Annotated in this window: 15 protein-coding genes and 1 tRNA gene; 6 read left to right on the top strand and 10 right to left on the bottom strand. The window is 62.3% G+C overall.

What is annotated here, in order from left to right; translation table 11 throughout:
- Together CO655_RS24895 and CO655_RS24890 are read left to right on the top strand one after the other, a co-directional pair.
- A complete protein-coding gene (locus CO655_RS24895) occupies positions 1–501 on the top strand; it encodes a hypothetical protein (RefSeq protein WP_097667214.1) in 501 nt (166 codons plus the stop codon).
- Positions 502–504: 3 nt separating this feature from the next.
- The gene (locus CO655_RS24890; RefSeq protein ID WP_097667213.1) at positions 505–1,035 is read left to right on the top strand and encodes a hypothetical protein; all 531 of its coding nucleotides are present in this window, start codon (positions 505–507) and stop codon (positions 1,033–1,035) included.
- 11 nt (positions 1,036–1,046) lie between these two features.
- Here the strand turns inward: CO655_RS24890 and CO655_RS24885 are convergent, their stop codons facing one another.
- Positions 1,047–2,057 (bottom strand): ATP-binding protein, encoded by a 1,011-nt coding sequence (locus tag CO655_RS24885; protein WP_141514359.1) that lies wholly within the window; start codon positions 2,055–2,057, stop codon positions 1,047–1,049.
- Positions 2,058–2,232: 175 nt separating this feature from the next.
- A tRNA-Lys gene (locus tag CO655_RS24880) sits at positions 2,233–2,308 on the bottom strand.
- A gap of 211 nt (positions 2,309–2,519) precedes the next feature.
- Between CO655_RS24880 and CO655_RS24875 the strand changes: the two genes are divergently transcribed.
- The gene (locus CO655_RS24875; protein ID WP_097608783.1) at positions 2,520–3,269 is read left to right on the top strand and encodes a cytochrome c biogenesis CcdA family protein; all 750 of its coding nucleotides are present in this window, start codon (positions 2,520–2,522) and stop codon (positions 3,267–3,269) included.
- A gap of 47 nt (positions 3,270–3,316) precedes the next feature.
- Positions 3,317–4,279: an AEC family transporter gene (locus CO655_RS24870; RefSeq protein WP_097608784.1), complete on the top strand. Its 963-nt coding sequence runs from the start codon at positions 3,317–3,319 to the stop codon at positions 4,277–4,279.
- Here CO655_RS24870 and CO655_RS24865 read toward each other — a convergent pair.
- From CO655_RS24865 to cysG, 5 genes are read right to left on the bottom strand one after another with little or no spacing between them, the layout of a single operon-like run.
- Positions 4,247–5,458 (bottom strand): UbiH/UbiF family hydroxylase, encoded by a 1,212-nt coding sequence (locus CO655_RS24865; protein WP_097667211.1) that lies wholly within the window; start codon positions 5,456–5,458, stop codon positions 4,247–4,249. The two genes, CO655_RS24870 and CO655_RS24865, sit on opposite strands and share 33 nt — an antisense overlap.
- 39 nt (positions 5,459–5,497) lie before the next feature.
- The gene (locus CO655_RS24860) at positions 5,498–6,010 is read right to left on the bottom strand and encodes a DUF934 domain-containing protein (RefSeq protein WP_097667251.1); all 513 of its coding nucleotides are present in this window, start codon (positions 6,008–6,010) and stop codon (positions 5,498–5,500) included.
- A 10-nt stretch (positions 6,011–6,020) separates the two neighbouring features.
- Complete coding sequence (locus CO655_RS24855) at positions 6,021–7,691, bottom strand: nitrite/sulfite reductase (protein WP_097667210.1); 1,671 nt, start codon at positions 7,689–7,691, stop codon at positions 6,021–6,023.
- A gap of 8 nt (positions 7,692–7,699) precedes the next feature.
- Positions 7,700–8,014, bottom strand: coding sequence for a DUF2849 domain-containing protein (locus CO655_RS24850; protein ID WP_012483720.1), 315 nt, complete (start codon positions 8,012–8,014; stop codon positions 7,700–7,702).
- A 2-nt stretch (positions 8,015–8,016) separates the two neighbouring features.
- A complete protein-coding gene (cysG, locus tag CO655_RS24845) occupies positions 8,017–9,453 on the bottom strand; it encodes a siroheme synthase CysG (protein WP_097667250.1) in 1,437 nt (478 codons plus the stop codon).
- Positions 9,454–9,719: 266 nt separating this feature from the next.
- Here cysG and CO655_RS24840 point away from each other — a divergent pair, with 266 nt between their 5' ends.
- Complete coding sequence (locus CO655_RS24840; RefSeq protein WP_010030914.1) at positions 9,720–10,307, top strand: nucleoside deaminase; 588 nt, start codon at positions 9,720–9,722, stop codon at positions 10,305–10,307.
- 20 nt (positions 10,308–10,327) lie between these two features.
- Positions 10,328–11,173: a nucleoside triphosphate pyrophosphohydrolase gene (mazG, locus tag CO655_RS24835; RefSeq protein WP_097667249.1), complete on the top strand. Its 846-nt coding sequence runs from the start codon at positions 10,328–10,330 to the stop codon at positions 11,171–11,173.
- Positions 11,174–11,507: 334 nt separating this feature from the next.
- On the opposite strand, the gene hflX is transcribed toward mazG, so the two are convergent.
- The 3 genes from hflX to CO655_RS24820 form a co-directional block, all read right to left on the bottom strand.
- Positions 11,508–12,833 (bottom strand): GTPase HflX, encoded by a 1,326-nt coding sequence (hflX, locus tag CO655_RS24830; protein ID WP_097667209.1) that lies wholly within the window; start codon positions 12,831–12,833, stop codon positions 11,508–11,510.
- 77 nt (positions 12,834–12,910) lie between these two features.
- Positions 12,911–13,153 (bottom strand): RNA chaperone Hfq, encoded by a 243-nt coding sequence (hfq, locus tag CO655_RS24825; protein WP_003539403.1) that lies wholly within the window; start codon positions 13,151–13,153, stop codon positions 12,911–12,913.
- Between the two features lie 111 nt (positions 13,154–13,264).
- Complete coding sequence (locus tag CO655_RS24820; RefSeq protein ID WP_097667208.1) at positions 13,265–14,128, bottom strand: D-amino-acid transaminase; 864 nt, start codon at positions 14,126–14,128, stop codon at positions 13,265–13,267.
- Positions 14,129–14,211 lie beyond the last annotated feature (83 nt).

The following is a 14,211-nucleotide window of genomic DNA, read 5'->3' as shown; positions in this document are numbered from 1 at the left end:
ATGAAAGTAGATATCGATCTTGAGGGCGTGCTGAAGAGTGCGCAGGAAATGCCCGAGGAAATCGCTTCTCTCGAGGACGTGCCCGAAGGTCTGCGGGGGTTCTACCGGCAGAACGGCGACCGCCATACACTGGACCACGCGCAGCGTGACGCCTTGATGACGAACGTCTCCAGGGCTCTGGAGGATCACGAACTCCGCAGCGAAAACACCCGACTGAAAGATGACAGCAACCGGCGGCTTGTGGTCGAGACGGTGCGGGAGCAGTTAGGCCGGTTCGTCAGACCCGAGCTTATGCCCGCTGCCGTAGCGTTGTTCGTCTCGCAGCACAAGTTCGGCCTGAAGGATGGCAAGGTCGTCGTCGTCGGGCGGCGCGGACGCGAGGAAGCCGAGATGGCCGCTGTCAACTGGATCGCGGAAGAGGGAGAGGCCTACACCGCGCCGGAGCGCGCCGAGGCCGGGGGCTTTGCCGCCGAAGTGGCCCGCCTGAAGAACCTGCACTGAGCGATGGCTCAGCAGAGGGACCGCCCTCGGATTCGCATAAGGGCTGACCGCGACCCCGACCGCTCGCCTAGAATCACGCCCGACGATCCACTGCGGCGCACCGAAAAGGCCCTGCGGCTGGTCTATGGCGTCGTCCTCCCCCGGATGCACAGCGAGCGGATTGTTGGTCCCGGTATGGCGCGGGCAAGCTGGCAGAAGCAGTTCGTCTTGAATCATACGGTCTTTCAACAACTCGCGGCCGAGCTGGGCGAGGACTGGATGAAGCTCGTTCGCGACGCCGACAAGAACGATGCAAACGCCCGCCGGGTGGAGCGCCGCCACATGGAAGACGCCGCTGAAGAGATTGTTGCCGTGGTGAATGCGCTGCTGCCGCCGCTCAGGGAGGTGGTCGTGCGCCGGGCGGCAGGCATGAACTGGAAGGCTGTTGCCGAGGCTCTGCCCCACCGTGCGTTCTTCTCCATACAGGACGACCATGCCACCGCGCTACGCCGCGTGTGGGACAAAGCGGGAGATGCCGTCAGGCGGCTGATCTAGCGGCGGAAACCCTACTGAAAATCGCGGGAGAGCATCTGGGAAGCGGCAGACGCATAAGATGTATTCGCCCCCGCGATTTCCTTTGCGGCCCGAATACCATCCTTATGAAAGCCAGATAACCGATCCTTTAGATCGGATAGTTGAGAGGTTTTCAGGAAGAGGCGCACCGCAGTGCCTTGTAAATCGCAGGGCACGTCGACCTTGCGTTTACCCTCCAGCCAAAGTCCAGCATCGCCACTGCATATAAAGAAGCTACCACCGGCCCGGCAGATCCGGTTCGTCATGTAGAGTCCGTATCCCGAATTTCCCCATGTCTCATCTCCCCTGCCTGCAAAGATGTTCCCCGAGACTCCCGGCATAAGGGCGGCGTGGAGGCTCTCCCGATGGGCTTGAAATTGGAAATTAGGATTCTCAGCGAGTCCCGCTCTAATACCCCTTCCGGCGTCTACGATACCCACCTCAACCTCGTGACGGCTCGGCCAATGCTGCGCACATATGAAAACCTCTTCGGCCTCACTATGCTCGAACACATTGCGAAGTATTTCTCTGATTGAATAAGTGAGCGTATCTTGCAGGACACCTGAAGTCCTATTCGTCAATATCGACGAAAGAGCCGCAGCCTTCTCCTCGATAGCAAAACCCATTTCTGAGTACTTCTGCCAAGCTTGTTCCGCAAGCTCTCTTCGCCGCACCACCTGTATCGGGACGTAAGTTGAACTGCCGGGAGCTTCTCCAGGTGCATTGCCGTGGTCCAAGCCGAATGTCTTGAAGAAACCCATATGCGCGGCATAGCCATGGTTATCGAAATTACTGACGAAGCAATTCGCTCCATTATGGCGGTCGCGAAAGCGCCGAAGGTGCATCGCTAGGAGAACCATTGAGAACGGGGGGAACCATCGTCTTGGTCCGAAATCGAACTCGAACTCATCTGCCTCGCCCAGCGCATGTAGTTCGCATCCGAACCTAGAAATATGGGCGGGCGTCAACATGCTGGGCAACTTAACGTTCGTTACGCGCTTCAACGCGATTCTCCCCTCGATTGCGGCAATGATTGCCACAACCCCGATGTTCGCGCAACGCAGATGCGAGAGCTATAAGACGAACGAAGCCGCCCGTTAGCGCCGCGTTAGCCTGACAAAGCATCCAGCTAACGTGCTATTAGTAGGGCTTGTAACCGACTGATTTTAAACGATTTAATGGTGAGAGCGTCGGGGTTCGAACCCGAGACCTACTGATTAAAAGTCAGTTGCTCTACCGGCTGAGCTACGCTCTCCCTTTCCGCAGGTGTGAAGCACCCCGGCTGGAAGTGGGCGGAACATAGGCAGGCGACCCATTGCGGTCAACCGAAAAATTCGGCTTTTTTCAGTGATCGGCACATTTCTTGCGCATGTAACGACACATCGGCGCCAAGCGCAAAAAGGTGATTGGCAATCGCGGCCTCGCAAAGCTAGGAACAGGGCGCAGATTGCAGCCGGAGAGAATGCGTGTCGATTGCCGATATTTCCCTGTGGAGCGCTTTGATAGCCGGGGCGCTTTCCTTTCTTTCGCCCTGCGTGCTTCCCCTCGTCCCGCCCTATCTCTGCTATATGGCCGGCATTTCAGTCGAGCAGTTCCGCGGCGGCTCGGCGGTTGCCGTGGCGCCCGATATCAGGCGTGGTGTGCTGTTCTCGGCGCTGCTCTTCACGCTCGGCTTTGCCACCGTCTTCGTGGCGCTCGGTGCCGGCGCGTCCAGCATCGGCATGGCGCTGCGCCAGCATCTCGACCTGCTCTCCAAGATCGGCGGGCTGATCATCATCGTCATGGGGCTGAATTTCCTCGGCCTGTTCCGAATCGGGCTGCTCGCCCGCGAGGCGCGCTTCCAAAGTGGCGGCAAGCCCGCGACCTTGACGGGCGCCTATGTCATGGGCCTGGCCTTCGCCTTTGGCTGGACGCCCTGCATCGGCCCGGTGCTCGGCGCGATTCTCGGTGTCGCCGCCTCGCGCGAGACGGTCGGCTCCGGCGCCGGTCTGCTTGCCGTCTATTCGCTGGGTCTTGCGATTCCCTTCTGGATCGCCGCCGGCTTTTCCGGCGCCTTCATGCGCTTCCTGTCGCGCTTCCGCCGCCATCTCGGCACGGTGGAAAAGGTGATGGGCGCCTTCCTCATCCTCACCGGCCTCGCCTTCCTGTTCGGATGGGTCAGCGATGTGGCGATCTGGTTCCAGCAGACCTTTCCGATCCTGATGCAAATCGGCTAAACCGGTCTTCCCTACCCGCCGATCATACCCGCGCACTGGAAGATCTCTTGGCCGATATCGTCAGCCTGCTCCTGCCGTTCTTCGGCCTGATCCTGATCGGTTATGCCGCCGCCAAGGCGACCAGGCAGCCGGCCGAGGCGCTTGGCTGGCTGAACACCTTCATCATCTATGCCGCCCTGCCCGCTTTGTTCTTCAAGCTCGTCTCGCGCACGCCGATCGAAGAGCTGACGCGGGTCGACTTCATCGTCACCGATATTGCCGCGACCTATGCGGTCTTCATCCTGCTCTTTGCCATCGGCCGTTTCGTGCGCGGCAATGCGCTTGATGACTGCACCATCCAGTCCTTTGCCGGCGCCTACGGCAATATCGGCTATATGGGGCCCGGCCTGGCGCTGCTCGCGCTCGGCGAAGCTGCGGCCGTGCCGGTGGCGCTGATCATCTGCTTCGAGAATGCGCTGCATTTCATCGTCGCGCCGGCGCTGATGGCGGCGGCCGGCGACGACACGCGTTCGCCCGGCCGGCTTGCAGCCGATATCGCCCGGAAGGTGGCGCTGCATCCCTTCATCCTGTCGACGGCGGCAGGCTTTGCCGTGGCCGCCCTCCACATCGACCAGCCGCTGGCGTTTCAGCGCCTCGTCGATTACCTCGCCCAGGCGGCCGCGCCCTGCGCGCTCTTTGCCATGGGCGTGACCCTGGCGCTGCGGCCGCTCAAGCGGGTGCCGGCAGAGATCTCCTACATCGTGCCGGCCAAGTTGATCCTGCATCCGATCGCGGTCTTCATCGCGCTGACGGCTGTCGGCGGTTTCGAGCCGGTCTGGATCCAGGCCGCCGTGCTGCTCGCCTCGCTGCCGACGGCGACCAACGTCTTCGTCATCGGCCAGCAATATGGGGTGTGGCAGGAGCGCGCCTCGGCGACGATCCTGATCACGACGGTGCTTTCGGTGGCGAGCGTTTCGCTCTGGCTGATCGCGATCCGCTCAGGCCTTCTTCCGCTTCAGCTTTTCCTTTAGGGAATCCGGAATGTCGCGGAAGCCGCGGCCGGGCTCGATGCCCTCGCGCATGACGAGGTTGCGCAGCGGCGGAATGGCCGAGAGGATATGCAGGCCGGCAGCCCGCAGCATCTGCACCGGCAGGAAATCCGAAAGCAGCGAGCGGTTGAGAAGATCGACACTGGCGGTGCGCGTCATGATGTCGGCGCGGCGTTTGCGGTCGAAGCTGTCGCCGGCATCGGCCGGCACCGGCAATTCGGCCCTGTCGCAGAGGATGTCGACGAGCGCCATGATATCGCGCAGGCTGAGGTTCAGCCCCTGCGCCCCGATCGGCGGGAAGACATGGGCGGCCTCGCCGATCAGCGCGATGCGCCCCTTGCCGAAACGACGGGCCATCATGCCCGACAGCGGCCAGAGCTGGACGCCCTCCTCCACATCGACCTTGCCGAGCATGGACTGCATCTGCGCCTCGACAAGGCGGCCGAGTTCGGCCAGCGGCAACTCCATGCGGGCGGCCGCCTCCGCGGGATCCTGCACCCAGACGAGGCTCGAGCGGCTTCCCGGCAGCGGCACCTGCGTGAAGGGGCCGTGTTTGGTGTGGAATTCGCTCGAGATGTTCTGGTGCGGCAGGGAATGGGCAAAATTCAGCACCATGGCCGATTGCGGATAGGACCAGTTGCGCACGCCGATCCCGGCCGTCTCACGCAGCTTCGAGCCGCGGCCGTCGGCACCGACGGCAAAATCGGCCGCGAAGGTCTCGCCGCCGGCAAGCGTGATCGACACTCTCTCAGCGGAGATCTCGATCGATTCGGCCATATCGGTGAAGCGGCTGATATTGCCCTCGCCGGCCGTGGCCGCTTCCAGGATGTCGGTCAGCGCCTTGTTCGGGAAATTATAGCCGAAGGCATCGAGACCGACCTCTGCGGCGCGGAAGGTCGTGGTCGGCGCACGCAACAGCCGGTCGGTGCCGTCGATGATGCGCATGCTGGTCAGCGGTGCTGCCGCCGAACGCAGCTTGTCCCAGAGCGTCAGGCGGTCGAGGAAGCGGATGGATTGATCCATCAGCGCCGTGGTGCGCCGGTCCTCCCTTGCGGCAACGGGTGCTACCAGCGCCACGCTGCGGCCGCCGCGCGCGAGCGCGATTGCGGCAATCATGCCGGCGAGCCCGCCACCGATCACCGCCACTTCGAATGTCTTCATGCTACCGTTCCGCTCATCATAAAACGGCGGATCGGTCGCTTATGCGGCCGGCTTCGCCTGACGGCGCCAACTATAGCCCTTGCCGGCTTCGGCGTCACGCACCGCCGGCTGATAATGATGGGGAATGGCGGGAAGACGGTTTTCGGCAAGCCGCTTCAGCGCCGTGGCGTTGCTGACCGAGAAGCTGTCGATGCCGACGCGCAGCATCAGCGGCACCTGGTCGATCAACACGTCGCCGACGGCGCGCAGCTCGTTGGTGTAGCCCAAACGCTCACGCAGCAGCGAGGCATGGCTGAAGGCGCGGCCGTCGTTGAAGGCCGGGAAGGCGACGGCGATGATGTCAAGGCGAGAGAGATAGGGCTCCAGCCGGCGCACGTCGTCAGCCGGCTTGATCAGCACGCCGAGGCCGATATCGTTACTTTCGTCGGCCTTGGCGATCAGCTCGTCGAGGCCGAGCAGCGGCTTCTGCTCGCCACTCGCCTTCACCTCGTCGGTCTCGATCACCCAGGGATCGTTCTCGACAAAACCGGTTTCTTTCCAGATCTTCGTCATCATCCCCTCCTTATGCCGCTTCGGCGGCCGAGCCGTAGAGCGCAGTCTTGAAGGGCTGCGGCCCGACACGGCGGTAGGCGGCGAGGAAGGTTTCGGACGGATCGAGGCGCAGGCCGAGATAGGTGTCGACGATCGTCTCGATCGCATCCGTCACCCGGTCCGGCTCGAAGCCGCGGCCGATGATTTCGCCGATCGAGGTATGTTCGTCGCCGGAGCCGCCGAGCGTGATCTGGTAGAGTTCGGCGCCCTTCTTCTCAACACCGAGCAGGCCGATATGGCCGACATGGTGATGGCCGCAGGCATTGATGCAGCCGGAGATCTTGATCTTCAGTTCACCGATCTCGGCCTGGCGTTCGGGATTGCCGAAGCGGCGCGAGATTTCCTGCGCCACCGGAATGGAGCGCGCATTGGCGAGCGCGCAGTAGTCCAGCCCCGGACAGGCAATGATATCGGTGATCAGGCCGGCATTGGCTTCGGCGAGATCGATGGCGACGAGGCCGCGATAGACGGCTTCGAGATCGGCCAGCGCCACATGCGGCAGGATCAGGTTCTGTTCATGGCTGACGCGGATTTCGTCGAAAGCATATTCCTCGGCGAGATCGGCGATCGAATCCATCTGCGCATCGGTGGCATCGCCCGGAATGCCGCCGATCGGCTTCAGCGAGATCGTCACCATGCCGTAATCGGGGTTCTTGTGCGGCTGCACATTCTGCTGGACCCAGCGGGCGAAAGCCGGATCGGCCTTCTTCCAGCGGGCGAGGTTTTCCCAGCCCTCGGCGCGCTGCGGCAGATCAGGCAGCGCGAAATAGGCGGCGATCGCCTCGACATCCTGTTCCGGCAGCTTCAGTTCGCTATTCTTGAGCGCCGCGAATTCGGCCTCCACCTGGCGCGTCAGTTCCTCGGTGCCGGTTTCGTGCACCAGGATCTTGATGCGGGCCTTGTACTTGTTGTCGCGGCGGCCGTGCAGATTGTAAACGCGCACGATCGCCGTGGTGTAGGAGAGCAGATCCTCCTCGGGCAGGAAGTCGCGGATCAGCTTGGCGATCATCGGCGTACGGCCCTGGCCGCCGCCGACATAGACGGCAAAGCCGATTTCGCCCTTGTCGTTCTTCTTCAGGTGCAGGCCAATATCATGAACCTGGATGGCGGCGCGGTCGCGCTCGGCGCCGGTGACGGCGATCTTGAACTTGCGCGGCAGGAAGGAGAATTCCGGATGGACCGAAGACCACTGGCGCAGGATTTCGGCATAAGGACGCGGATCGGCGATCTCGTCGGCGGCCGCACCGGCGAAGTGATCGGCCGTCACGTTTCTGATGCAGTTGCCCGAGGTCTGCAGCGCATGCATCTCGACGCTTGCGAGGTCGGCCAGCGCATCGGGGATTTCCGACAGCTTCGGCCAGTTGAACTGCAGGTTCTGGCGCGTGGTGAAATGGCCATAACCGCGGTCATAGGTGCGGGCGATATGGGCGAGCATGCGCATCTGGCGCGCGCTCAGCGTGCCATAGGGAATGGCGATGCGCAGCATATAGGCATGAAGCTGCAAATAGACGCCGTTCATCAGGCGCAGCGGCTTGAACGCATCCTCGGCGAGTTCGCCGGAAAGGCGGCGCTGGACCTGATCGCGAAACTGCTCGACGCGCTCGCTGACAAAGGCATGATCAAATTCGTCGTAACGGTACATCGTCTTCCTCAGACTGCAATGAATTCGGGATCGGCAGGAGCGTAGCCCGGAGCGTATTCCATGGTCGGGCCCTGGGCGCGGATGCGCTCGCGAAGGCGAAGCGGCCAGAGAATGCCGTTGGTTTCCTGAACGTCGACGACGGCGACGTCAACCACCTCGTTGTCGGCGTAGGATTTCTTGCCGATCGCTTCCAGCGCGTCGACGGCTTCGTTATGGCGGGCGACAAGCGCCTCCTGCAGCGAGGTCGACCATTTCCCGTTCGCATCCAGCCAGACGGCAATGCCGTCCGTCAGCCGGTTGGCCGTCAGAACCTTGTCACCCATGTTCAGCTCCTTGCAAGTTCCTCGAGCCGGGCGTTCGCACGCACCAGCGGCTCGGACAGTTCGAAATTGGCGCCGGCGACCGCATCGCCGATAATGACCATGACCGGCCCGGTCAACTCATCGCGGTGCTGCAGATCGGGCAGATCGGCGAGCGTACCGTGCAGCAGACGGCGGTCCGCGCGGCTGGCATTTTCGATGACGGCGACGGTCGTTTCGGCTGGAATGCCGGCCTGCATCAGCCGCTCGGCGACGGAGGCGGCAACGGTGCGGCCCATATAGACGGCGATCGTCGCGCCGGAGACGGCAAGGCTTGCCCAATCGGGCAGCACGTCGCCGGTGAGATCATGGCCGGTGGTGAAGACCAGTGAGGAGGCGACGCCGCGCAGCGTCAGCGGCAGTTCGAAATCGGCGGCGGCGGCGAAAGCCGAGGTGATGCCGGGCACGACCTCATAGGTGATGCCGGCAGCGCGCAATGCGGCCATTTCTTCCCCTGCCCGGCCATAGACCAGCGGATCGCCTGACTTGAGCCGGACGACGCGCTTGCCCTGGCGGCCGAGATCGACCAGGAGCTCGTTGATCTCTTCCTGCGATTTCGAATGGCAACCCTTGCGCTTGCCGACGGAAAGCCGCTCGGCGTCACGGCGGCCCATATCGACGATCGCCTGCGGCACGAGCGCGTCAAAAACGATAACATCGGCCTCCATCATCACGCGCTGGGCGCGCAGCGTCAGCAGATCCTCAGCCCCCGGACCGGCGCCGACGAGCCAGACGTGCCCGGCGACCTTGTCCATCGCGCCCAGCAGCCGGTCGGCAGCCTGGCGGGCCTGCGGCAGGTTGCCGTTGGCGACCGCATCGGCAACGGCGCCGGAGAAGAAGCGGCGCCAGAAGACCCGGCGGGAAACGCCGCGGGGCACCAGCTGCTCGACGGCCCTGCGGTAGCTCGTCGCCAGTGTCGCCAGGCGTCCAAGCGAGGGCGAGAGAAGCTGGTCGATCTGCGCACGGATCATCTGCGCCAGAACCGGCCCCGCCCCTTCGGTGCCGATCGCCACGGCAACCGGGGCGCGATTGACCAGCGCCGGCGTGAAGAAATCGCAGTAATCGGGCTGATCGACGGCATTGGCGGGAATGCTGGCGGCGCGGGCGGCATCGACGATCTCGCGGTCGTCGGCTTCATTGCCGGTTGCGGCGAAGACGAGGGCCGCCCCCTCGACCTGCTCGGCGGAAAAGCCGGCGCGCACGGTCTCGATGCGGTTGGCGATCAGGAAGGCATGATAATCGGCTTCCGGCCGCTCGGCATAGGCGATAATCCGCGCCCGCGTGTTGAGCAGGAGCCGCACCTTGGCGAAGGCTTCGTCGCCGTTGCCGAAGACAGCCGTTTTCTGGCCCTCCACGCGAAAGAAGGCTGGAAATACCGAAAGCTGCTCAGTCTTGGGAGACATCATCAATCCACTTCGAAGTTGCCAGAATATGCCCGTGATCGACAAGGGATTGAAGGAACAGAAATTCGAAAGCCCCAGCGCGTGCGTATTCTTTTGCTCGCGCTGTCGGCGATTTGAGAAAAGTCAACCGTGCCGACGAGAACCACCTGTTCCCACTCTCTTTGTTGCAGCGCAGTATAAAGCCTGTGATAAACGGCGTCCACCGGCGTTTGGCGCATTTCGCTCGCGCCTCCAAGGCGATAGACTGGGGAAAACCGGAGACGCCAATGCCTGACAAGACCATCGCTGCCCGCCTGCTTTCGGTGATCGAGGACGATATCCTGCCGCTCACCGAACACGGCGTTTCGCTTGGCAACAAGGTGTTCGGCGCGGCGATCCTGCGCAAATCCGATCTGTCGCTCGTCGTCGCCGAGACCAATAACGAGTTGGAGAATCCGCTCTGGCACGGCGAGGTGCATACGCTGAAGCGCTTCTACGAACTTGGCGACAAGCCGGCGACCAAGGATTTGATCTTCCTGTCGACGCACGAACCCTGCACCATGTGCATGTCGGCGATCACCTGGGCGGGCTTCGACAATTTTTATTATTTCTTCAGCCACGAGGATTCCCGCGATGCCTTCGCCATTCCGCATGACCTGAAGATCCTGAAGGAGGTCTTCGGCCTTGAACCCGGCGGCTACCGCAGGCAGAACGCCTTCTGGAACAGCTTTGCCATCGCCGATCTCGTCGAGACCGAAGAGGCTCAACAGAGAGAGGCGCTGACGGCACAGACCGTCCGCATCAAGGCGCGCTACGACGCGCTTTCCACCAGCTACCAATCGTCGAAGAGCGCCAACGATATTCCCCTCAATTGAGGATGCTGAACCGAGGCACCATGGAACCTTCAAAAGACATTTCGCGGCTGATCGAGATCATGGCGGCATTGCGCCATCCCGAGACCGGCTGCCCCTGGGACATCGAGCAGAATTTTCAGACGATCAAGCCCTATACGATCGAGGAGGCCTATGAGGTTTCCGACGCGATCGAGCGCGGCGATATGGACGATCTCTGCGACGAGCTGGGCGACCTGCTGCTGCAAGTGGTCTTCCATGCCCGCATGGCCGAGGAGGCCGGTGAATTCTCCTTCGGCGACGTGGTCAACGCCATCACCACCAAGATGATCCGCCGCCACCCGCACGTCTTTGCCCGCTCGGCGGCCGACACGCCCGACGCGGTGAAGATCCAGTGGGACGAGATCAAGCAGGCGGAAAAACGCGAACGCGCCGAGCGCCGGTCAAGGCGGGGGATTACCGAGGATTTCAAGGGCGGCTTCCTCGGTTCGGTACAGCGCAGCTTCCCGGCTTTGACGGAAGCGCTGAAACTGCAGGAACGCGCCGCCAAGGTCGGGTTCGACTGGTCGGCGCCGGAGCCCATCCTCGACAAGATCGAGGAAGAGATTGATGAGCTGCGGGTAGCGCTGAGAGACGGTGACCGCGCAAAGGTCAGCGACGAACTCGGCGACTTGATCTTTGCGGTGGTCAATATCGGCCGGCATGTGAAGGCCGATCCAGAACAGTCACTGCGTGGCACGAATACAAAATTCCGGCGTCGGTTCAATCACATCGAGCAGGTTCTTGATGCAGAAGGCGAGACGCTGGAGGCGGCGAGCCTGGAGCGGATGGAGGAGATCTGGCAGGCGGCGAAGGCGATTGAGCGGGCTGTGATCTCGGGCGCTGAGTGAGTACTCGGCGGCATCGCTCTCCGTCCATCTGACACGGGATATTCACTTGCATTGATAAGCGTCATTCACCGCGCAGACGCGCGGTGGCTGGATTCCTGTGACAGGCACAGGAATGAGGGAGGGTGAGTTTGGCGCCTTCGCCAGATATCCAGCGAAATACCGACGCTTATCAGCCCAGTGGGTAGAGAAATGGAGTGCGCAGCGAATCCAGCGACAATTGGCGGAAGGCCACATCTCCCCTCCCTCATTCCTGTGCCTGTCACAGGAATCCAGCGCGCCCACGTCCTTGGGCGCAAAAGACTCAGTGGCTGGACGCCCAGAGAGAATAAGTGCCTTACCGCTCCCAATCTTCCCGCGGCGGCTTCGGCCCATTGCCGATGCGGCGTTCGAGTTCGGCGGCTTCGGTTTCGGAGAGGCGGAGATCGAGGGTGATCGAGCCGTCTTCGTTGTCCTCGCGGCCGTCGACGATCGCGTGGTCGTAGAGCCAGGGTAGCAACGCCAGCTTGTCGACGGGAAGGCGGACGGTGGTTTCGGTCATGACGCCGGAGAGGCGGCGGCTGATCTCGTCCATCAGCGTGTCGACGCCCTCGCCGCTGACGGCCGAGACGGCGACGACGTTGCTGGCGCCGGCTGCCTTCTGCACCATGGCGTCGTGGACTTCGGGCTCCAGCCGGTCGATCTTGTTCCAGACCTCGATCAGCCGCTTGCCGGCTTCGGCCTCGTCGATGCCGAGATCGCCGAGGATGCGCATCACGTCGGAGCTCTGCGCCTGGTTGTCGGGATCGGACATGTCGCGGACATGCAGGATGAGATCGGCTTCCAGCACCTCTTCCAGCGTCGCCCGGAAGGCGGCGACCAGATGGGTCGGCAGGTCAGAGATGAAGCCGACGGTGTCGGACAGAATGACGGTGCGGCCATGCGGCAGCTTCATGCGGCGAAGCGTCGGGTCGAGCGTGGCGAAGAGCATGTCTTCGGCGAGCACGCCAGCGCCGGTGATGCGGTTGAACAGCGTCGATTTGCCGGCATTGGTATAACCGACGAGCGCCACGATCGGGTGCGGTACCTTGCGGCGCTTGGCGCGGTGGAGCTGGCGGGTGCGCACGACCTGTTCCAGCTCGCGTTCGAGCTTGATGATGCGATCCTGCAAGAGCCGCCGGTCGGCTTCGATCTGGGTTTCGCCGGGGCCGCCCATGAATCCGCCGCCGCCGCGCTGGCGTTCAAGGTGAGTCCAGCTGCGGACCAGCCGGCCCTTCTGATAATTCAGGTGCGCCAGATCGACCTGCAGCGTGCCTTCCTTGGTGGAGGCGCGGCGGCCGAAGATTTCGAGGATGAGGCCCGTCCGGTCGATGACCTTGGCGTTCCATTCCTTTTCGAGATTGCGCTGCTGCACCGGCGTCAGCGGATGATCGACGATGACGAGACCGGAATCGCGCTCGTCGAGCAGCGCCTTGATCTCCTCAATCTTGCCGGTGCCGAGCAGCGTTGCCGGCCTGGGATCATTGACCGGCACGATCGAACCGTTGACCACGTCGAGGTCAATCGCCTGGGCGAGACCGGTCGCCTCTTCCAGCCGGCTTTCCGGCGTGCGGGTCGAGGCCGATTCGCTCTGGCCGCCGCGACTGCGCGATTTCAGAACCGGCACGACGACGGTCGCGCGCATATCGTCCCTGTGCTTGGCGGCCTCAGGGATGATCGAATCGTTCTTGGTATCGCGTGTCGAAATGACGGCTGATCCTGTTAGGACGCGGCTTCTTCACTCTCGAACATCTGCATGGGCTGGCCCGGCATGATCGTCGAGATCGCATGCTTATACACCAGCTGCGAATGGCCGTCACGGCGAAGAAGAACACAGAAATTGTCGAAAGAGGTAACAACGCCCGTGAGTTTCACGCCGTTGATCAAAAAGATTGTCAGGGAAATCTTTTGCTTGCGAACAGTATTGAGAAATAAGTCCTGCAAATTCTGAGAACGTTCCGCCATCGCGCCGCTTCTTTCTTTATTGCCGACCTGAGTTGGCCGGTAGAATATCAATCAACCTCACCATGCAAGACCGGCGGCACCCTCATTCCACCTGTCCAGCAAATCTTGGTATCAAATCGCAATCTTTTCCGCAACGTCGAAAAAGGCTTCGCGGACTTTCTGCGAGACGCTGCCGGGATGGCCGTTGGCAATGGCCTGGCCATCGATGGAAACGACCGGAAAACAAATACTTGTGGCTGCCGTCAGGAAAACCTCGCGGGCCGCGAGCATCTCTGAAACGGAGAAATTCCGCTCGGCCATCTTCAGGCCCAGCTTCGCTGCGACATCCATCAATGTGGTACGGGTAATGCCGCGCAGGATGCCGTGTTCGGCCGGCCGCGTCACCAGCGTCCCGTCCTTATCGACGATCCACACATTGGTTGCCGCCCCTTCCTTCACCATGCCGTCGCCGTCGACATAGATCGCCTCCTGGGCGCCAGCCTCCTTGGCCTGCTGGCGGGCCATGGCGTTCGGCAGCAGGCCGACCGACTTGATGTCGACGCGGTCCCAGCGGTTGTCGGTGACGGTGATCGCCTTGATGCCGTTGGCATTCTTGGCCGCGATGATCTTGGGATCGGTGCTCTTGGCAGTGATGACAAGCGACGGCGGCGTGCCCTCGACCGGGAAGACATGATCGCGCCGCGCGACGCCGCGCGTCACCTGCATATAGAAAAGCCCGTTGCGGACATGGTTGCGGCGCAAGGTCTCGCGAATGACCTGCGTCAGCGCCGCCCGGCTCATCGGCCAGGCGATTCTGAGCTCACCGAGCGACCGGTCGAGACGGTTCAGATGGCGCGTGAGGTCGACGATATAGCCGTGACGGATCTCGCAGACCTCGTAGACGCCGTCGGCGAACTGGTAGCCGCGGTCCTCGATATGCACGCTCGCATCGGAATGCTTGACGTAACGGCCGTTCACATAGGCAATTCTCGGCATGGGAAACCTGGTCTTCCGGGAAGCGATAAAGGGATACGGCGCGGCCCGCGTCGCACCTAGTAAATCAAAAAGTGGAGCATGAT

The organism is Rhizobium sp. M1, from assembly GCF_002531805.1.
Lineage (GTDB): Bacteria > Pseudomonadota > Alphaproteobacteria > Rhizobiales > Rhizobiaceae > Rhizobium > Rhizobium etli_C.
Note: the sequence above shows the minus strand (reverse complement) of the source record. Positions and strands in the feature narration are given on the sequence as shown.

Bases quoted from the DNA above. Each gene is read 5' to 3' on its own strand.
- CO655_RS24895 (WP_097667214.1), top strand. From the start codon at position 1: ATGAAAGTAGATATCGATCTTGAGGGCGTGCTGAAGAGTGCGCAGGAA.
- CO655_RS24890 (WP_097667213.1), top strand. From the start codon at position 505: ATGGCTCAGCAGAGGGACCGCCCTCGGATTCGCATAAGGGCTGACCGC.
- CO655_RS24865 (WP_097667211.1), bottom strand. From the start codon at position 5,458: ATGAAGACATTCGAAGTGGCGGTGATCGGTGGCGGGCTCGCCGGCATG.
- CO655_RS24860 (WP_097667251.1), bottom strand. From the start codon at position 6,010: ATGACGAAGATCTGGAAAGAAACCGGTTTTGTCGAGAACGATCCCTGG.
- CO655_RS24855 (WP_097667210.1), bottom strand. From the start codon at position 7,691: ATGTACCGTTACGACGAATTTGATCATGCCTTTGTCAGCGAGCGCGTC.
- CO655_RS24850 (WP_012483720.1), bottom strand. From the start codon at position 8,014: ATGGGTGACAAGGTTCTGACGGCCAACCGGCTGACGGACGGCATTGCC.
- cysG (WP_097667250.1), bottom strand. From the start codon at position 9,453: ATGTCTCCCAAGACTGAGCAGCTTTCGGTATTTCCAGCCTTCTTTCGC.
- CO655_RS24840 (WP_010030914.1), top strand. From the start codon at position 9,720: ATGCCTGACAAGACCATCGCTGCCCGCCTGCTTTCGGTGATCGAGGAC.
- mazG (WP_097667249.1), top strand. From the start codon at position 10,328: ATGGAACCTTCAAAAGACATTTCGCGGCTGATCGAGATCATGGCGGCA.
- hflX (WP_097667209.1), bottom strand. From the start codon at position 12,833: ATGCGCGCGACCGTCGTCGTGCCGGTTCTGAAATCGCGCAGTCGCGGC.
- hfq (WP_003539403.1), bottom strand. From the start codon at position 13,153: ATGGCGGAACGTTCTCAGAATTTGCAGGACTTATTTCTCAATACTGTT.
- CO655_RS24820 (WP_097667208.1), bottom strand. From the start codon at position 14,128: ATGCCGAGAATTGCCTATGTGAACGGCCGTTACGTCAAGCATTCCGAT.